The organism is Streptomyces sp. NPDC093085, from assembly GCF_040683935.1.
Classification (GTDB): domain Bacteria; phylum Actinomycetota; class Actinomycetes; order Streptomycetales; family Streptomycetaceae; genus Streptomyces.
Map to the genome: position 1 here is coordinate 319,585 of NZ_JBFBFB010000007.1, position 17,602 is coordinate 337,186.

Annotated in this window: 14 protein-coding genes and 4 pseudogenes; 9 read left to right on the forward strand and 9 right to left on the reverse strand. The window is 70.2% G+C overall.

The window, feature by feature from the left end; genetic code table 11:
- Positions 1-27: 27 nt before the first annotated feature.
- Both AB0O07_RS22040 and AB0O07_RS22045 read right to left on the reverse strand, forming a co-directional pair.
- Positions 28-1,584, reverse strand: coding sequence for an MFS transporter (locus AB0O07_RS22040; protein ID WP_365635753.1), 1,557 nt, complete (start codon positions 1,582-1,584; stop codon positions 28-30).
- Positions 1,585-1,928: 344 nt separating this feature from the next.
- On the reverse strand, positions 1,929-2,582 hold the full coding sequence (locus AB0O07_RS22045) for a TetR/AcrR family transcriptional regulator (protein ID WP_365635839.1): 654 nt from the start codon (positions 2,580-2,582) through the stop codon (positions 1,929-1,931).
- A 312-nt stretch (positions 2,583-2,894) separates the two neighbouring features.
- Between AB0O07_RS22045 and AB0O07_RS22050 the strand changes: the two genes are divergently transcribed.
- Positions 2,895-4,178, forward strand: coding sequence for a M6 family metalloprotease domain-containing protein (locus tag AB0O07_RS22050; RefSeq protein WP_365635755.1), 1,284 nt, complete (start codon positions 2,895-2,897; stop codon positions 4,176-4,178).
- 24 nt (positions 4,179-4,202) lie between these two features.
- Here AB0O07_RS22050 and AB0O07_RS22055 read toward each other — a convergent pair whose 3' ends face one another.
- Entirely contained in the window at positions 4,203-5,429 is a 1,227-nt protein-coding gene (locus tag AB0O07_RS22055) for a DUF6596 domain-containing protein (protein ID WP_365635840.1), read from the reverse strand.
- A gap of 8 nt (positions 5,430-5,437) precedes the next feature.
- Positions 5,438-5,845 carry a YciI family protein gene (locus tag AB0O07_RS22060; RefSeq protein ID WP_365635757.1) on the reverse strand — a complete coding sequence of 136 codons (408 nt, stop codon included), beginning with the start codon at positions 5,843-5,845 and terminating at the stop codon, positions 5,438-5,440.
- Positions 5,846-6,136: 291 nt separating this feature from the next.
- On the opposite strand from AB0O07_RS22060, the pseudogene AB0O07_RS22065 reads away from it, so the two are divergent.
- Positions 6,137-6,235, forward strand: a pseudogene (locus AB0O07_RS22065) (short-chain dehydrogenase); the annotation flags it as partial.
- Between the two features lie 186 nt (positions 6,236-6,421).
- Positions 6,422-6,874, forward strand: a complete 453-nt coding sequence (locus tag AB0O07_RS22070) for an alpha/beta hydrolase fold domain-containing protein (RefSeq protein WP_365635759.1) — start codon at positions 6,422-6,424, stop codon at positions 6,872-6,874.
- 100 nt (positions 6,875-6,974) lie between these two features.
- Here the strand turns inward: AB0O07_RS22070 and AB0O07_RS22075 are convergent, their stop codons facing one another.
- The 3 genes from AB0O07_RS22075 to AB0O07_RS22085 form a co-directional block, all read right to left on the reverse strand.
- Complete coding sequence (locus AB0O07_RS22075) at positions 6,975-7,850, reverse strand: type II CAAX endopeptidase family protein (RefSeq protein WP_365635760.1); 876 nt, start codon at positions 7,848-7,850, stop codon at positions 6,975-6,977.
- Positions 7,851-8,054: 204 nt separating this feature from the next.
- Entirely contained in the window at positions 8,055-8,918 is an 864-nt protein-coding gene (locus AB0O07_RS22080; protein ID WP_365635762.1) for an SDR family NAD(P)-dependent oxidoreductase, read from the reverse strand.
- A gap of 7 nt (positions 8,919-8,925) precedes the next feature.
- Positions 8,926-9,573 (reverse strand): NAD(P)-binding oxidoreductase, encoded by a 648-nt coding sequence (locus AB0O07_RS22085; protein ID WP_365635764.1) that lies wholly within the window; start codon positions 9,571-9,573, stop codon positions 8,926-8,928.
- A gap of 165 nt (positions 9,574-9,738) precedes the next feature.
- Here AB0O07_RS22085 and AB0O07_RS22090 point away from each other — a divergent pair, with 165 nt between their 5' ends.
- A complete protein-coding gene (locus tag AB0O07_RS22090) occupies positions 9,739-10,179 on the forward strand; it encodes a MarR family transcriptional regulator (RefSeq protein ID WP_365635766.1) in 441 nt (146 codons plus the stop codon).
- A gap of 651 nt (positions 10,180-10,830) precedes the next feature.
- Here the strand turns inward: AB0O07_RS22090 and AB0O07_RS22095 are convergent.
- A complete protein-coding gene (locus tag AB0O07_RS22095) occupies positions 10,831-11,517 on the reverse strand; it encodes an SDR family oxidoreductase (RefSeq protein WP_365635768.1) in 687 nt (228 codons plus the stop codon).
- Between the two features lie 126 nt (positions 11,518-11,643).
- Between AB0O07_RS22095 and AB0O07_RS22100 the strand changes: the two genes are divergently transcribed.
- The 4 genes and pseudogenes from AB0O07_RS22100 to AB0O07_RS22115 all read left to right on the forward strand — a co-directional run bounded on the left by AB0O07_RS22100 (position 11,644) and on the right by AB0O07_RS22115 (position 16,561).
- A complete protein-coding gene (locus AB0O07_RS22100; RefSeq protein WP_365635769.1) occupies positions 11,644-12,204 on the forward strand; it encodes a TetR/AcrR family transcriptional regulator in 561 nt (186 codons plus the stop codon).
- A gap of 398 nt (positions 12,205-12,602) precedes the next feature.
- A pseudogene (locus AB0O07_RS22105) lies at positions 12,603-13,403 on the forward strand (hypothetical protein); the annotation flags it as partial.
- Between the two features lie 42 nt (positions 13,404-13,445).
- Positions 13,446-15,554: pseudogene (uvrA, locus tag AB0O07_RS22110) on the forward strand (excinuclease ABC subunit UvrA).
- The gene (locus AB0O07_RS22115; protein WP_365635771.1) at positions 15,554-16,561 is read left to right on the forward strand and encodes an RNA polymerase sigma factor; all 1,008 of its coding nucleotides are present in this window, start codon (positions 15,554-15,556) and stop codon (positions 16,559-16,561) included. The pseudogene uvrA and the gene AB0O07_RS22115 overlap by 1 nt, the downstream one beginning before the upstream one ends.
- 428 nt (positions 16,562-16,989) lie before the next feature.
- On the opposite strand, the gene AB0O07_RS22120 is transcribed toward AB0O07_RS22115, so the two are convergent.
- Positions 16,990-17,346: a hypothetical protein gene (locus tag AB0O07_RS22120; protein ID WP_365635773.1), complete on the reverse strand. Its 357-nt coding sequence runs from the start codon at positions 17,344-17,346 to the stop codon at positions 16,990-16,992.
- On the opposite strand from AB0O07_RS22120, the pseudogene AB0O07_RS22125 reads away from it, so the two are divergent.
- Positions 17,327-17,602: pseudogene (locus AB0O07_RS22125) on the forward strand ((Fe-S)-binding protein); the annotation flags it as partial. The gene AB0O07_RS22120 and the pseudogene AB0O07_RS22125 sit on opposite strands and share 20 nt — an antisense overlap.

Sequence of the window (17,602 nt, forward strand, 5' to 3'; positions counted from 1 at the left end):
GGCCTCGGAGGAACGCCCCGGGGCGGCTCAGTGGAGCGCCGCCGGGAGGTGCACCTCGTCCGCGTCCGCGGCCTTCTCGCCGCCCGCTCCTGAGCCCGCGGCGGCACCGGCGCGGCCGGTGTTGATGAAGGTGAACGCGATCGTCGCCGAGGCGAGGAGGATGCCGACCGCCCACCAGATGGCGCTGGAGAACCCGTCCACCAGCGCCCGCATCTGGAGGAGCTGGGCGTCGCCGCCCGCGGTGGCGGCGTGCGAGGCGAGGTACGCCGTGGTGGCCGAGGCCGCGATCGTGTTCAGCAGGGCCGTGCCGATCGCGCCGCCCACCTGCTGCGAGGTGTTGACCATCGCCGAGGCGACACCCGCGTCACGCGGCTCGATGCCGAAGGTCGCGAGCGACATGGCCGGCATGAACGCCGTGCCCATGCCCAGACCCAGCAGGATCTGCCCCGGCAGGATGACGCCCACGTACGAGGAGCCCAGGTCGAGCCGGGTCAGCAGCAGCATGCCGACGGCCGCGACCAGGAAGCCGGGGCCCATCAGGAAGCGCGGCGGGACCCGGGTCATCAGCCGGGCGCCGATCTGGGTGGATCCGGTGATCATGCCCGCGATCATCGGAAGGAAGGCGAAGCCGGTCCTGACCGGGGAGTACCCCTGGACGACCTGGAGGAAGTACGTCAGGAAGAGGAACAGCCCGAACATGCCGATGACCGCCAGCCCCAGGGAGAGGTAGACCCCGGCGCGGTTGCGGTTGGTCACCACGCGGAGCGGCAGCAGCGGGGCCTTGACGCGCGATTCGACGACCACGAAGAGGGCGAGCAGCACCACGGCGGCGACGAAGAGCCCGAGGGTGGAGGGGTCGGTCCAGCCGTTGGACTCGGCGCGCGTGAAGCCGTACACCAGGGAGACCAGTCCGAGCGTCGAGAGAACGACTCCGGGGATGTCGAGCGCGGAGTGGTTACGGCTGCCCGCGGGCTCCCTGATCACGAAGTACGCGCCGAGGGCGGCGACGACCGCGAACGGGATGTTGACGAAGAACGTCCACCTCCAGTCGAGGTACTCGGTGAGGAACCCGCCGAGGATCAGCCCGACGGCGCCACCGCCACCGGCGATCGCACCGAAGATGCCGAAGGCCTTCGCACGCTCCTTGGCGTCGCTGAAGGTGACCGCGAGGAGGGAGAGCGCGGCGGGCGCGAGCAGCGCGCCGAAGACGCCCTGGAGCGCGCGGGCGCCGAGCAGCATCGCCTCGCCGTTGGCGGCGCCGCCGATGGCGGAGGCGGCGGCGAAGCCGATCAGGCCGGTGACGAAGGTGCGCTTACGGCCCCAGAGGTCGGCGACGCGCCCGCCGAAGAGCAGCAGGCCACCGAAGGCGAGGGCGTACGCGGTGATGACCCACTGCTTGTTGCCGTCGGATATCCCCAGGTCCTCCTGGGCGGAGGGCAGCGCGATGTTCACGATGGTCGCGTCGAGCACCACCATGAGCTGCGCGAGGGCGATGAAGACGAGGGCCTTCCAGCGCCCCGGATCGGGGGCGGAGGCGCCTGGGGTTTCCGGGTCGGGAAGCCGCTGGTCGACTGTTTGGGACATGGATGTATCCACCTAAGGGCGCAGAAATGACGAAAACAACGGAAAATACGAAGCCGTGAGTACAGGCGACGCTGCGAGACTTACGGGGTCGTAGCGGGACGATGGCGACGGGATGAAGCCGTCAGGGGCGGCGCATGGCCTTACGGCAGGCGGCGCGCCGGGCCCCGGGGGGGGCCGAGGTTCGATTCGGTTCGGGTCAGTTCGATCCGGTTCAGTTCGATTCGGTGAACACGTACTGATGAACGCGTACCGGTGAACACATACCGATGAACATGTATGTAAGGGACTTGCCGGAGTTACCGGGGTACTGGGGTCACGGGGCTGGGCACTGGTTCAGGGGCGCGTCACGGAGCGGCGCGGCGCAGATCCTCCAGGGTCACGGCCGAGCCGGGCAGCTCGGACCGGGCGGGGGCCTCCAGGCCGTCCAGGAAGAGCTGGAGGTGGCGGTGTGCGAACCGGCCCATGTCGAGGGAGCCGCTGTCCGGCAGGGGACGGCTGAGCTGGGACAGCACGAGCATGAGATCGCCGGCCTCGACATCGGGGCGCAGCCGCCCCGCCCGCCGCGCCCGTTCCGTCAGCCCTTCGACGGCGCCTTCGAGGCGGCGGCGTTCGGCGTCCAGGTCGGGGCGGTTCCGGTCGAAGCCGCAGGAGAGCATCGCACAGAGGGCTCCGATCCGTTCGTCGGCCGCGAGGTGCGCGAAGCGGCACAGCGCGGCGAACGGGTCGGGTTCCTCGTCCGCGATCCGCTCCGCCTGCTCGGCGGCCCGGACCATGACGGACCGTACGACCGCGTCGACGAGGGCGTGCCGGTCGGGGAAGTGCCGGTAGAGCGTGGCGTTGCCGATACCGGCGCGGCGGGCGATCTCGTCCAGCGGCGCCTCGGCACCGTACTCCACGTACACCTCGCGGGCCGCCGTGACGATCCGCTCCCGGTTCCGCAGGGCGTCCGCGCGCGGGCGCGGGACGCGGCGGCCCGCGGATCCCGCGGCGCACCCCACGGCCTCCACGGCCCCGGTGGACCCGGCGGTCTCGGCAGTGGCGGTCACGGTGGCCCCCCTCCTCGTCGTTCTCAGCTCATGGCTCTCGCTGTCAGCACACGTCTCACTGTCAGCACTCGATAGATGCAAACGGGGAACCAGTCCCCGGTTATTTCCTTCGCCAAAGTGACCTGAGTCACAAGTCAGATTATTTGGATGTGGGGGTTTCATCCCCGATCGGCGCACCCAGCGCGCGCCGACACGCCGACCGTCGGAGGGTGAGCGAACGGAGGGCAGTCAGGACGGTCGGCTGCCGTGGACGAAGGCGACTGAATGCGGCAGCGGCGTCTCATACCCATACCCACCACCGGCCCCCGCCGTCTCGGTGCCCTCGCCAGTCTCGCGGCGCTCACCCTCGCCGCCCTCACCACCGCGAGCGGCACCCTCCCGGCCCCGAGCCGCGCTTCGTCCGGCCCCGGTGCGCTCAAGGACGCGAGCCTCGCACCGTGCCGTATATCCGCCGCCACGCCCGTACAGATGTCGGAGGGGCTGCCCACGCCGCCCGGCTACTCCCCCTCGACGGGCCGGATCCGCGCCCTCAACCTCATGATCGACTTCCCGGACGCGCCGGGCCCCGGGAAGGCGCTCGACCGGCTCGCCGAGTTCTTCCCGAAGACATCCGAGTGGTTCAGGACCAGCTCGTACGGGCGTCTCGACTACCACCCCGAAGCGCCGGTCAAGGACTGGCTGCGGATGCCGCTGTCGTTCGCGGAGTACGGGATAGAGCGCGGCGCGCCGTACGAACCCGGCTACCGGCGGCTCGTCGAAGACATCGTCACCACCGTCAACCGGCGAGTGGACTTCTCGGTGTACGACCTCGTCAACATCCTGGTGACGCCGAACGCCGGCCCCTCCGCACTTGACACCGTCCTGTCGGTGACCTTCTCCGGCAACGCGGACGCCCCGCGCGCGAACGGCGTCCCGCTGGCCAACACATCTTTCGTCTACAGCCGCCAGGACGACGGTTCCGGCTCGTACGGCGACACCGGCTACCGCGTCCTCCCGCACGAGAACGGCCATGTCTTCGGCCTCCCCGACCTCTACACGGTGGACGGGGGCGGCTCCGTCGGGCACTGGGACATCATGTCCGAGGACTGGGGCGCCAACAACGACCTGCTCGGCTGGCACAAGTGGAAGCTCGGCTGGCTCGACGACGAGCAGATCGGCTGCGCGACAGGATCGGGCAGCAGCGAGTACGTCCTCGGTCCGCTGGCGACCAAGGGCGGCCCCAAGTTGGCCTTCGTACCGGTCTCCAAGGAGTCGGGGTACGCGGTGGAGGTACGGACCCGCGCCGGGAACGACGAGGCGGTCTGCGAGCCGGGGGTGCTGGTCTACCGGGTGGACGCGGCGGTCGACACCGGCCGGGGCCCGGTCACGGTCTCGGACAGCAGGGAGAACAGCGGCGGCTGCACCCGGCGGCCCAACGTCCACGCGGAGCTGTCGGACGCGCCGTACCGGCCGGGAGATTCGTTCGTGGACCACGACAACCACATCCGGATATCGGTCCTGTCGGAGGAGCCCGACCAGCACTTCAGGGTGCGGGTGACGCGGTCCTGACCGGCGGCGGGGAACAGCGGCGCGTCACTGCCTCGGGCGGGCGTCGGACGGGGCATCGGGCGGAGCGCCGGGCGAGGCATCGGACAGGACGTCGGGCGGGGCGTCGAGGAGGGCGTTGAGGCGGGCCGCCTGGCGGGTGAGGTGGGTGCGTTCGGGGAGGTTGGGGGCCTGGTGGGCCGCTTCGGTGTAGAGGCGCGCAGCCTGGGGCAGGTCGCCCGCGCGCTCGTGGAGGTACGCGGCCACCGCGGCGTACCGGGGCAGGGCGGCGTCCAGCGTCGCGAGGGCCGCCAGGCCGGCGTTCGGGCCCTCGGCCTCACCGAGGGCCACCGCGCGGTTGAGCCGGACGACCGGGCTGTCGGTCAGGCGCGCGAGTTCGTCGTACCACTCGACGATCTGCGCCCAGTCGGTCTCCTCGGCGGTGGGCGCGTCGGCGTGGAGCGCCGCGATGGCGGCCTGCGCCTGGTACTGGCCCAGCCGGTCGCGGGCGAGGGCGGCCCGCAGGATCGCGATGCCCTCGGCGATCGCCCGGGTGTCCCACCGGCCCCGGTCCTGCTCGGCGAGGGGTACGAGGCTGCCGTCGGGGGCGGTTCTGGCGGCGCGCCGGGCATGGTGGAGCAGCATGAGGGCGAGCAGCCCGGCCACCTCGGGGTGGTCGACGGCGGCCGCGAGCCGACGGGTGAGGCGGATGGCCTCGGCGGCGAGATCGACGTCGCCGGAGTAGCCCTCGTTGAAGACCAGGTAGAGGACGCGCAGCACGGTGGAGACCTCGCCGGGCCGGTCGAACCGCACCCCGGACACGGTGCGCTTGGCCCGGCTGATGCGCTGCCCCATGGTCGTCTCGGGCACCAGGTACGCCTGGGCGATCTGGCGGGTGGTCAGCCCGCCGACGGCGCGCAGGGTGAGCGCGACCGCCGACGACGGGGTGAGGGCCGGGTGGGCGCAGAGGAAGTAGAGCTGGAGGGTGTCGTCGACGGCGGGGGCGGGGTCCGGCGCCGGTTCCTCCGCGGCGACCCGCGCGGACGCCTCGCGGCGCCGGCGGGCGGCGTCCGCGCGGGTCGCGTCGAGGAACCGGCGCCAGGCGACGGTGATCAGCCAGCCCTCGGGGTCGCGCGGCGGGTCGGCGGGCCAGACGCGTACCGCCTCGACCAGGGCGTCCTGGACGGCGTCCTCGGCCGCCGCGAAGTCGGCTCCACGGCGGACGAGGATCCCGAGCACGGTCGGGGTGAGGGTGCGGAGGAGGGGTTCGTCCACGGGGGAGGTCACTCGGTGATGGTGGGCGGTGCGGTCAGGAAGGGGCGTACCTCAAGCCACTCGTGGATCGGCTTCCCGCCGGCCCCGGGGGCGGCGGACAGCTCCCCGGCCAGTTCGACGGCGCGGTCGTAGCCGTCGACGTCGATCACCATCCCGCCGGCGATGAGGTCCTTGGTCTCGGGGAACGGACCGTCGGTGACCGGAGGGCGCCCTTCACCGTCGTACCGTACGAACATCCCGTCGGGCGCGAGCGCCAGTCCGTCGACGTATTCGCCGGTCCCGCGCAGCCGTTCCGCGAACTCCTCCATGTAGGTCACATGGGCCGTGATCTCCTCCGGCGTCCAGCGGTCCATGGGCACGTCGTTCACCGAGGCGGGGGCGCCTCGGTAGTGCTTGAGCAGCAGGTACTTCGCCATGGTGTTTCTCCTTGGTGCTGGTGCGACCCATTGTGGTCGGGTTCGTTACGGGGACGGAGCGGGGGCCGGGATCTCGACATCGGCGCCGGATTTTCTCGGCATTCTTCCGAACGGGACGGATCGGGGGCCGGCCATGGCGACCTGGATTGAGCCAGATGGCTCTTGAGTTGAAGTTTGACTGTAACCAAGTTTCAGGCAGACTGTAACCCGCCGAGAGGTGGACACCGGCGAGGATCACCGGTGTGGCACGCGCCGTCACCAGGCGCCGTCTCGCGGGGAGAGGGAGGAACGATGAGAGGGCGCGCACTCGTCACAGCGGGAACCGGCGGAATCGGTCTGGAGACCGCGGTGGGCCTCGCCTCGGCCGGATACGCGGTGACCGTGGTCGGGGCCGCGCCCTCCCCGATCGTGGCGGGCGGCGAAGGCCGCTCCGCCGCCCGCGCTCGATGACTGGCGTACCCGGGGGAAGGTGTTCGGCACGGCCATAGCCGCTCAGGCCGCGGCGCTCACGGCCCCTCCCGGCGTCACGGTGACACCCTCTGCTCGGCCACGGCCGACGACGGGGCCACGATCCCCATGCGCCTGTATCGGCGTCAGGATGCCCCGGGGGCGGCGTCAGTCACCGTCTACCTGCACGGCGGCGGGATGTTCCTCGGCAGCCTCGACACCCACGACACCCGGTGCCGTATCTACGCCCGTCTCTCCGGCGCCGCGTCGCTTTCGGTGGGCTATCGCCTCGCCCCCGAGCATCCGCACCCGGTCCCCATGGAGGACTGCTACGCCGTCCCGCGCTGGGCCACGGCGCACGCCGCCGACCTCGGCATCGACCCCGCCCGCATCGCGGTCAGGGACGACAGCGCCGGCGGTGGCCTCGCGGCCGCCGTGGCCCTGCTCTCCCGGGACCGTCGGGGCCCGGTCGAACTCATCCAGTACCCCGCCGTACACCACGCCTTCGACACCTTCGGTCCCGGGGCAGCCGTCAGCCGCCGCGCGGTCGGCAATCGGGTACGGGCTCTGAGCGCCTTCTGAGCGGATTAAGGCGAGGGGAGCGAGGGGCGAGGGGAGCGAGGTCATGAGAAAGCCTCCTCTCGGTGAGGAGGCTTCGGGGTTCGGGCGGCACGGCACCAGGTCAGCGCTGCCCCAGCCGCCCCCGGGTTCCCAGCAGTATCACCGCTGCCGCCACCGCCGACGCGATGAGGAAGGCGTGGATCGTGGTCTCGATCCCCGCCGACGGGAACATGTCCGACCACGCCACGGAGAAGAAGTTGTTCACACTGGTGTGCAAGAGCATGACCAGCGGCATGCTCTCGCGGGAGCGGTTGAACACCCAGGTCATCACGAAGCTGAACGCGAGCGTCGTCCCCATGAAGGCGAGCGGGCGGGAGGGGTCGACGTCCGGGCCGCCGCCCCACTCGGTGAGGAACAGCGGCAGGTGCCAGGCGCCCCACAGCACACCCACGACCAGGGTGGCGACCAGCGGGCCGAAGCGTCGCTGCATGTGCGGCATCGCGAACTCGCGCCACCCCGGCTCCTCGGCCAGGCCCGTAGTGATCATCTGCATGACCAGGCCGGGGATGTACGCGGCGAGCACGACGGCCGACGGCATCACCGGGTTCTGGCCGGTCAGCGCGACGGAGGCGATCGTCAGCGCGGCCGGTACCGAGAGCGCCACGACAAGGAACCAGCGCCAGCTCACCCGCAGTTTCGTCATCCGGCCCCGCCACGCACGCAGTCCGGCACGCCCCTCCGTCACGCCGGTGACCAGCAGCGCCGAACCGATCGGACCGAGGTAGGCACCGGGCAGAACGCCGAGCAGTTGGCTGCCGAGCGCGCCACCGGGGAAGGTCCAGTGCCACAGCCCGACGCCGTTCCCGGAGAGGATGTACGGCGTCCAGGCCAGCCAGCTCAGCCCCAGGGCCAGCGAGAAGAACCAGGTGAGCGGTCGGCGGCGGATGGCGGAGAGGCGTGGTGCCGACTCCTGCCGGGGAAGGTTGGTGATCGTCACCGGAGTGCCCTTTCGGGGGAGGCCGAGCGACGGCTCGGCGGCGGCTGTGCGGCCTTCGAGCGCCGCCCTTGCGATGGCTCAAGCACACCAGCGCAGAGCCCCCGGATCACTGCCGCCCACACCCCAACCTCGGGTACAGCAGGCTGCACCGACCGCGATCGGCAGAGCCGGCTACGAATCCGGCTCCGGCCTCCGCTCCTGCCTCTACTCCGGCTCCTGCTCCGGCACTTGCCCCGGCTCCTGCTCCGCCGGGTCCGAAACGGATGCGGTCGCGCGGTCGGCGGCTTCCCAGAGGGCGCTGCCGAGTTCGCGGCTGTGGAGCTGGGTGGAGCCCTTGGCGCGGCGGGTGTGGACGAAGTAGGACCCGGCGAGGGCCTCTGGGCGGGCGGCCAGTTCGACCAGCCGTTCGGCGCCCTGGCGGGGGCTGTCGACGAACAGGCGGGCGGCCCGCTTCAGGAAGCTGCCGGTGCGGCCCATGTACCGGCCGAAGTCCGAGGTCATGAGCCCGGGATGGAAGTCGCCGACGTCCACACCCGGGTTGCGGCGGTGGAACTCGCGCAGCAGCACTCCGGCGGCGAGTTTGGCGCGGGCGTAGGTGCGGTGGCCCGACACCCTCGGCTCTCCCACGAGGGCGGCGGCGAGGTTGTGCGGGGAGAGGACGGCGTTGCCGTGGGACCGGGAGTTGGTCAGCAGGACGCGGCCGACGACAAGCCTCCGGGCCAGTTCTGTCATCAGCAGCCACGGCGCCAGGGCGTTGGCCTGGAAGGCGGCGTCGATCCCGTCGTCGGTGAGGCGCGGGGGCATGACGCCTCCGGCGTTGAGGGCCAGTACGTCGATGTGCGGCGCGGCGTGGGCCAGCCGTACGGCCAGGCCGCGGGTCTGGGAGAGGCTGGTGAAGTCGGCCGTGCAGGCGGGCGCGCGCAGTTCCTCGCCGATGGCCCTGGTACGTGCCTCGTCGCGGCCCACGAGGTGCAGTGCGGCACCCCGGGCGCTCAGCAGGCGGGCGGCCTCGGCGCCCAGGCCCGAGCTCGCCCCTGTCAGCACTACGGTCCTGCCCTTGAGGTTCATGGGAGCGTCATCCTTTCGGCGCGCCGCTGACCGAGAGGCGGCCGGCGGTCGGGCGAGGGGATTCGACGGCGTCCAGCAGGCACTGGGCCAGGTCGGCGCGGCTGATCGCCAGGGGCGAGGGGGGTGTGACGCCGGGGCGGGCGGACCAGGCAGGTGAGGCGGGCCGGTCGGTCAGAGCGCCGAAGTAGGCGATGGTGAAGTCGAGCCCCGAGGCGGCGAGGATCGCCTCCGCGGTGTCGAAGTCCTGGTAGTCACGGCGGATGAGCAGCCGGGTCAGCGCCTTGAGCGGCCACGCGGTCCGCTCTCGCGAGGCGCCGCTTCCCCAGGCCAGCGGCATGGCGATACGCCGTACCTGATGCAGATGCATGGCGGCCACCAGATTCGCGGTGGCCCGGGCCATCACCGCGGAGCCGGTACGCGCCTTGAGCCAGAGCGGATTGCCCAGCGCGCCGACGATCGCGTCCTGCCCGTCGACCGCGCGTCGTACGGCTGCCAGGTCATCGCCCACGGCGCCCTCCACGATCCGCAGCCCCGGTGTCCCGGCCTGCCCCGTGCTCCGCCGTACGAGAGCGGTCACCTGGTGTCCGCGCGCCAGGGAGTAGGTGACCACCTGTCTGCCCAGGCCGCCGTTGGCGCCGACCACGACGAGTTTCATCTCTCCGTCATCTCCCTTCATCCGGATCGGGATCCAACCCGCCCCCATCTCAGTTTCAGTCTGACTGAAACTGAGGACAGACCGATCCTTGCCCACCGGAACTGGAGCCTGCCCCGAACTCCGGTTAAAGTCAAACTGAAACTTTCCGAGGAGGAAGAAAGAGCCGTGACCGCCCAGCCCCCGCCCATCAGCACCGCCTTCCTGCTCGCCACCCTGGGACGGCGAGCACGGCAGAACGTCGAACGGGCACTCCAGCCGACCGGCTACAAGCTGCGCCATCTCTCGGCCCTGGGCCACCTGTCGAACGAACCGGGCATGTCCTACAGCGAACTGGGCCGCAGAGCGGGGATCACCGCACAGAGCGCCCAGGCCACCGTCCGGCAACTGGAAGAGCGCGGCGCCGTCGAGCGCCGCACCGACCCCGGGCGAGGCCGCACCGCGGAACTCCACGTCACGGCAAGCGGCCAGGAACTCCTGCGGGCGGGCCGCGACGCCTACGCCGAAGTGGACGCCGCCCTGGAACGCGCGCTCGGAAACCAACGCCACCAGGACCTCACCGGGCTTCTCCTGTCAGCGCTGTCCGGAGCCCTTCCGGGAAAGAACTGAGCACTGAGCAGGGGGAGTGCCGAGGGGCGCCGGGACATGCGCCGAACAACGAGGCCGAACAACGGGGAGGGGCGCGTCATGAGCAACGCGGATCGGATTCCGGAGCCGTCGCCGGCCGGAGGGGCGAGCAGAGGGGGGCGTCCACGGCGAGGACGTCCGCGCGTCGGCCAGAGCGGCGAGGTCGAGCGCCGCGTCCTGGACGCCGCCACGCTCCTCTTTTCCCAGTTCACCGACATGACCGAGATGATCGGGCCGGCGTCATCGACTCCTCCTTCCTGCGACACCGCTGCTACGCCCTCGACGAGGTCAACGACGCCTTCGACGTTGTCGGGCGCCGTCCCGGCGGCAACGTCAATGTGGTCGTCCGGCCCACACAGCCACAGCCACAGCCACAGCCACAGCCACAGCCACAGCCACAGCCACAGCCACAGCCACAGCGCGAACGCGGCGTGACGACGGAGGGAAACGGGGACGCCTGACCCTCCCCGACCCGACCCGACCCGCGTCGCCCCGCCCCATCCCGCCCCATCCCGCCCTATCCCGTCCCATCCCGGGGAGGGAGTCAGAGACTTCTGGCCCCTCCCCGGGGTCGCCCGGAGACCAGAGGCCCGAAGGGAGATGGGGGCGGCGCCTTCGAGGGGGCGGCGTTCCTCACGCCGCGCGGGGAACGGTGGCCAGGTTCCGCCTGACCTGCCGGGTGATCTCGTCGGCGAGGATTTCGGGCAGGCCCGCCTCGACCCCGTCCAGTGCCTGCGCGGCGACCTCGGCGGGGTCGGCCTTCTGGTCCGCGGGGACGCCTGCGGCCATGTCGGTGTCCATGTATCCGACGTGCAGCGCCGAGACGGAGATGCCGCGCGGCGCCAGTTCTTCCCGGGCCGCGTCGGTGAGAGCCCACGCGGCCGCCTTGGTGGCGGCGTACGAGCCGAGGCCGGCGGGGTGCAGCCACGACAGGACGGAGAGGATGTTGAGTACGGCACCGCCGCCGTTCGCCTCGATGACGGGGGCGAAGGCCCGGGTCACGGTGAGCGGGCCGTAGAAGTTCGTCTCCATCTCCCGGCGCACCGCGTCCGGGGCGCCGGCGAGCAGCGGTGTGGAGGTGGAGATGCCCGCGTTGTTCACCAGCAGCGTCGCGTCCGAAGCGGTGCGAGCGGCGGCCCGGACCGATTCCTCGTCCGTGACGTCCAGGCGCAGCGGGGAGACGCCCGGCAGGTCGACGGTCCCGGGGTGGCGGGCCGCCGCGTACACCTTCGCCCCACGCGCCACGAGCTGCGCGGCCAGATGCCGCCCGAGCCCCCGGTTGGCGCCGGTGACCACCGCGACAGCGTCGTTCAGTTCCATGTCCGCTCCCTGTGCCGGGTGTCCGGGGTGCCGAGCGCGGCACCCCGGGCATTCAAATAGATGACGAGTGCAATCTAAACATCACCTAGGATAGATGGCAATCGACATCCAATCGGGAGGTGGCTCATGGGCCGCGTATCGCAGGCACAGGCGGAGGAGAACCGCCGGCGGGTCGTGGAGACCGCCTCCCGGCTGTTCCGGGAGCGGGGCACCCACGTCAGCGTCGCCGACCTCATGAAGGCTGCCGGTCTGACCCATGGCGGCTTCTACAAGCAGTTCGCCTCCAAGGAGGCGCTCGTCGACGAAGCCACCGCTCACGCGTTCGCCCCGCTCACCCGGCTCCGCGCCGACGGGGCGGAGCGGTACGACGGGGAGCGCGACGAGGCCCAGCGGGCGCTGATCGACACCTATCTCTCGGCCGAGCACCGCGACAGCGCGGCGGACGGCTGCCCCATCGCCGGGCTCGCCGCCGACATGGCGCGCGACCCCAGGGAGGGCGAGGCCCACCGCGTCTACGCCGAAGGGGTGGGCGACTTCGCCGCATGGCTGGAGACCGAGGACCAGGACGGCATGGCCCGGCTCTGCACGATGCTCGGCGCACTCGTCCTGTCCCGGGCCACCAAAGGCTCCCCGCTCTCCGACGAGATCCTCACCGCCGCGCGCACGGCACTGGCGGCCACCGACTGACCGGCGGCACGGCGCCGGTTGGCACGCCGCGGGGATCCAGGACCTTCACCGGAGCCCGCCGGCGCTCGACGCGGCGACGAGGCTCGATCCACCGATTCACGCAGGGCGCTCCATTCCTGTCGTCGCACCCTGTCGCGCCCCGCCGCTGCCTGCCGCTGCCCGCCGCGAACATCGCGCCGCGTCTTCGTTTCCTGCACACGCGCCGGACGGGAAGTCAAGCACGGTTCGCGAATCATTCCACCCTTCCAAGGTGACCTCTTTTCCGTGCTCACACGGCCGGCTCCGCAGTCAAGAGCGATATTCCCCACATTGATAACCGGCGGAACGGAGGCCCTGACCGGCAACTTTACGGTGTTACGGTTGGGATCGGCCAGCTCTCAACACCCGAGGTTCAAGAAGTGAGAAATCGGCTCGTCGTCAAGGGTGCCCGTCAGCATAATCTCCGTGATGTGTCCGTCGAACTTCCGCGGAATTCCCTGATCGTATTCACCGGCGTATCCGGATCAGGAAAGTCAAGCCTGGCGTTCGACACCATATTCGCCGAGGGGCAGCGGCGTTATGTCGAGTCCCTTTCCGCGTATGCGCGGCAGTTCCTCGGGCAGCTCGACAAGCCTGATGTCGACGCCGTCGAGGGACTGTCACCGGCGATTGCCATCGACCAGAAGACGTCGAGCCGCAACCCGCGATCCACCGTCGGCACCATCACCGAGGTCTACGACCATCTGCGATTGCTGTACGCCCGTGTCGGCCGCCCCCACTGCCCGGAGTGCGGTGAACCTGTCAACCGTCAGACGCCGCAGCGCATCGTCGATCTGCTGCTCGACGAGGAGGAGGGGACGAGGTTCCAGGTGCTGGCCCCGGTCGTCCGCGATCGTAAGGGCGAACACGCCGAGATCTTCCGGCAGTTGTCCGCCGACGGGTTCAGCCGGGTGCGGGTGGACGGGAAAGTCCTCGCACTGGCCACGCTGGCCGCACCCTCCGCACCGCATGCACCCTCCGCACCACCCGCACCCCCCACATCACCCGCACCCCTCGCACCACCCGCACCACCCGCACCCCCCGCACCACCCGCGCTCGACAAGAACAAGAAGCACTCCATCGACGTGGTCGTGGACCGTCTGGCCGTCAAGCGGAGTGTCCGGCAGCGGCTGACGGAGTCCGTGGAGACCGCGCTGGGGCTCGGCGGCGGCGTCCTGCGCATCGAGTTCGTGGACCGGGAATCCGGCTCGGCCGGACGCGAAATGGTCTTCTCCGAGGAAATAGCCTGCCCGCGTTCCCACGACATCGGCCTGGAATCCCTGGAGCCGAGGCTTTTCTCCTTCAACGCGCCCTGGGGCGCCTGTCCCGCCTGCACCGGTCTCGGTTCGAGCAGGGAGATCGACCCCGCTCTCGTCGTCCCGGACGAGACCAAGTCCCTGGCGGAGGGTGCCATCGCGCCCTGGACCAACACCAGCGGCGCCGAGTATTTCACCCGCCTGCTCGCGGCCCTGGCATCCGATGCCGGCTTCAGTGTCGACACCCCGTGGCATCAGCTTTCCCCGGAAGTCTAGGAAATGGTGTTGTACGGGGCGAATCGGAGGCTGCATCTCTCCTATCGGAACCGGCTGGGCCGGGAGCGTTCCTATCTGTCCCGCTTCGAAGGGGTGATTCCACACATCACACGCCGCTTTGCCGAGGGCGTCGAATCCGGGAACGCTTCGCACCGCTTCGCCGGATACCTGCGCGAGGTGCCCTGCGGAGCATGCGGGGGCGCTCGCCTCTCCCCGGCCGTCCTGGCAGTCACCGTCGGCGGCCGCAGCATCGCGCAGGCAGCCGCACTGCCTCTCGGTGACCTCGCCGGGTTCGTACGGTCACTGGAACGGGAACTGGCCAACAGCGAAAGGCGGATCGCCGAGGCCGTACTCGCGGAGATCGGCGAACGGCTGCGGTTTCTGCTCGGCGTAGGGCTCGATTACCTCTCGCTCGACCGGCCCGCGGCGTCCCTTTCGGGCGGGGAGGCACAGCGGATCCGGCTGGCGACGCAGATCGGCGCCGGGCTGACCGGTGTGCTGTACGTGCTGGACGAGCCCTCCATCGGGCTGCACCAGCGCGACAACCAGCGGCTCATCGAGACGCTCAAGCGGCTGCGCGACCGGGGCAACACCGTGATCGTCGTCGAACACGACGAGGAGACCCTGCGGGTCGCCGACTGGGTGGTCGACATCGGCCCCGGCGCCGGCACACGCGGCGGCCGCGTCGTCTGCTCCGGCACGGTGCGGGACGTCGCCGAGCACCCGGAGTCCGTCACCGGCGCCTATCTCTCCGGACGCCGTACGATCCCCCTGCCCGGGCGGCGCCGGGAGCCGGCAGCGGACCGGCTCCTCACCGTGCACGGGGCCCGCGAGCACAACCTGCGTGACCTCACCGTGTCCTTCCCCCTCGGTCTCTTCACCGCCGTCACCGGAGTCTCCGGCTCCGGCAAGTCGACCCTGGTCAACGACATCCTGTACGCCGCCATCGCCCAGCGGATCCACCGCGCGCACACGGTGCCCGGCCGGCACCGCGCGATCACCGGTGCCGAGCATCTCGACAAGGTGGTCCAGGTCGACCAGAGCCCGATCGGACGCAGCCCCCGGTCCAATCCGGCCACGTACACGGGCGTCTTCGACCACCTGCGCAGACTGTTCGCCCAGACCCCGGAGGCGAAGGTCCGCGGCTATCAGCCCGGCCGGTTCTCCTTCAACGTCAAAGGCGGTCGCTGCGAACACTGCTACGGCGACGGCACCATCAAGGTCGAGATGAACTTCCTCCCGGACGTCTATGTCCCGTGCGAGGTGTGCCACGGCGCCCAGTACAACCGCGAAACCCTCGATGTGCTCTACAAGGGCCGGTCCATTGCCGACGTACTGGCCATGACCGTGGCGGAGAGCCTGGACTTCTTCGACGGCCACCAGCTCATCTCGCGCCACCTGCGGGCCCTGGACGATGTCGGGCTCGGCTACGTCAGGCTCGGCCAGGCGGCCACCACCCTGTCCGGCGGTGAGGCGCAGCGTGTCAAACTCGCCGCCGAGCTCCAGCGCCGTACCCGCGGCCGGACGCTCTACGTCCTCGACGAACCCACCACCGGCCTGCACGCCGCCGATGTCGACCGGCTGCTGACGGTGCTGCGACGCCTGGTCGACGGCGGCAACACGGTCGTCGTCATCGAGCACAACCTCGACGTGATCAAGACGGCCGACTGGATCGTCGACATGGGCCCGGAGGGCGGACACCGAGGAGGAGCGGTCGTCGCCGAGGGGACCCCGGAGGACATCGCGGCCCACCCCCGGTCACACACCGGGCAGTTCCTCACGTACGTGGTGAGGCGCTGATGTACGCCATGGACCTGCGGGACTCCGAGGGTCCCCGGCCGGCCGAGAACGACGAGACCGACGAGCCACCTCCCACACTCCCGACCGACAGGGGCACCGTCGACCAGGTCAAGGACTACCTCCGGCTCATCGGCAAGGTCAGACTGCTCACCGCCGAACAGGAGGTGGAGCTGGCCAAACGCATAGAGGCCGGACTCTACGCCGAGCGCCTCCTGGCCGAAGACCCCGGTCTGAAGCCGCACTACCGCCGTGAACTCGGCCTCCTCGCCGACGACGGACACCGCGCCAAGCGCCATCTCACCGAGGCCAACCTCCGCCTGGTGGTCTCCGTCGCCAAGCGCTACACCGGCCGAGGTCTCCACCTTCTGGACCTCATCCAGGAGGGCAACGCCGGACTCATCAGGGCCGTGGAGAAGTTCGACTACACCAAGGGCTTCAAGTTCTCCACCTACGCCACCTGGTGGATCAAGCAGGGAGTCACCCGGGGGCTGGCCGATCAGGGCCGCACCATCCGCGTCCCGGTCCACGCCGTGGAGGTCATCAACCGCCTGGCACGGGTCCGCCGCGAGTTCCTCCGGGACACCGGCGCACCGCCCACCCCGGAGGAACTGGCCGAGAAGGCCGAGGTCCCGCTGGAACAGCTCACCCAACTGGAGGCCTGCGCCAGGGAGCCCGTGTCGTTGGACGCCCAGCTCTTCGACGACGACGGCACCGAGTTCGGCGACCTCATCATGGACGGCGACTCGCCCTCCCCCTGGGAAGTGGTCACCTTCGGGCTGCTCCAGGAAGCCATCCAGACCGTCCTGGCCGACCTCACCCCTCGTGAAGCCGGCATCGTCACCCTGCGCTTCGGCCTCCGCGGCGGCCGTCCGCGGACCCTGGAGGAGATAGGCAACGTCTACGGTGTGACCCGCGAGCGTATACGCCAGGTCGAGAGCAAAGCGATGAGCAAGCTACGGCACCCTTCACGCTCCCACGTACTGCGGGACTACCTCGGCGACGGCTGAAGCGTGTCACTGACGCCCGCGTTGGTCAATCAATGACGCATGAGTGCTTCCCTGAGGGTGCGGCGCAGTGTCCTGATCGTTTTGCTGTCCCCCGACAGCGGAGCTGTCCTTCTGGATCAGACGGCAGGTAGGGCAGTGTGGCGGCCACTGCGTGTGGACGTGCCAGCGGACAGTTCGTTTACGACGGCTGTGCAGCAGTGGCAGAAGCAGTGCACGGTCCTCCCTGGTGTGCATAGGGGCCGGGTCACAGGACGTTTTACGAGGGCTGTACCGACGACGGCAGGCGTAGCGCAGCTGGAGTACTGCGTGGTGATCCTCAAGCTGTCGAGCCCGGTCGACGCCGACTTGTTGTCGTCCTCTGCACGCTGGTGGCCCGTCGAGCAGATGGGGTCTGTGGCCACCTTCCCTCAGGAGCTGGGTCTGCTCATTCAGGGATATGTCGACGGCTGGATTCCGGACGGCCCTATCACTCTGGACAGCTGACATGGCTGCTCTGCTGTGGCCTTGAGTTCGGTGCTGCCCAGAGCCTCGAGCGTCTGGGTAAGTGCGCGGAGGAGGACTTCGCGTTGCTGCGGCGTGCGGATGTCGCCGAGCAGTTGGTCGACGAAGCGCACGATCTCGTCGCGTAGGGCGTCGTGGGACGGGTCGCGGGGAACCTTGAGGTCTCTGAGCCCCCCTTCCAGCTCCGTCAGTTCGCCGATGCGGTCGGGATAGTGGTCGATCCACCACACGAGGCGCAGATCGGGGTCGGACAGGATGATCGTCGGCGTGAAGTTCGCCATCATGGGCGGCGACGAGAAGTGCACCGGCGACTCGGCCCGCCGCCTCGGCAACGAGCCGCTCTTCCAGCAGCTCGGCCAGGAGAACGTGGCGATGCTGAACATGGCGTACGGCGAAGACGACGAAGACCCGGCCACGAAGAAGCCGAAGTCCTCGAAGAAGATCGTCGCGACCTGCCCGCACTGCTTCAACACCATCGCCAACGAGTACCCGCAGCTCGGCGGCGAGTACGAGGTCATCCACCACACCCAGTTGCTGCAA

Coding starts and splice junctions, on each gene's coding strand:
- AB0O07_RS22040 (WP_365635753.1), bottom strand. CDS start 1,584: ATGTCCCAAACAGTCGACCAGCGGCTTCCCGACCCGGAAACCCCAGGC.
- AB0O07_RS22050 (WP_365635755.1), top strand. CDS start 2,895: ATGCGGCAGCGGCGTCTCATACCCATACCCACCACCGGCCCCCGCCGT.
- AB0O07_RS22060 (WP_365635757.1), bottom strand. CDS start 5,845: ATGGCGAAGTACCTGCTGCTCAAGCACTACCGAGGCGCCCCCGCCTCG.
- AB0O07_RS22070 (WP_365635759.1), top strand. CDS start 6,422: ATGCGCCTGTATCGGCGTCAGGATGCCCCGGGGGCGGCGTCAGTCACC.
- AB0O07_RS22080 (WP_365635762.1), bottom strand. CDS start 8,918: ATGAACCTCAAGGGCAGGACCGTAGTGCTGACAGGGGCGAGCTCGGGC.
- AB0O07_RS22085 (WP_365635764.1), bottom strand. CDS start 9,573: ATGAAACTCGTCGTGGTCGGCGCCAACGGCGGCCTGGGCAGACAGGTG.
- AB0O07_RS22095 (WP_365635768.1), bottom strand. CDS start 11,517: ATGGAACTGAACGACGCTGTCGCGGTGGTCACCGGCGCCAACCGGGGG.
- AB0O07_RS22100 (WP_365635769.1), top strand. CDS start 11,644: ATGGGCCGCGTATCGCAGGCACAGGCGGAGGAGAACCGCCGGCGGGTC.
- AB0O07_RS22115 (WP_365635771.1), top strand. CDS start 15,554: ATGTACGCCATGGACCTGCGGGACTCCGAGGGTCCCCGGCCGGCCGAG.
- AB0O07_RS22120 (WP_365635773.1), bottom strand. CDS start 17,346: ATGATGGCGAACTTCACGCCGACGATCATCCTGTCCGACCCCGATCTG.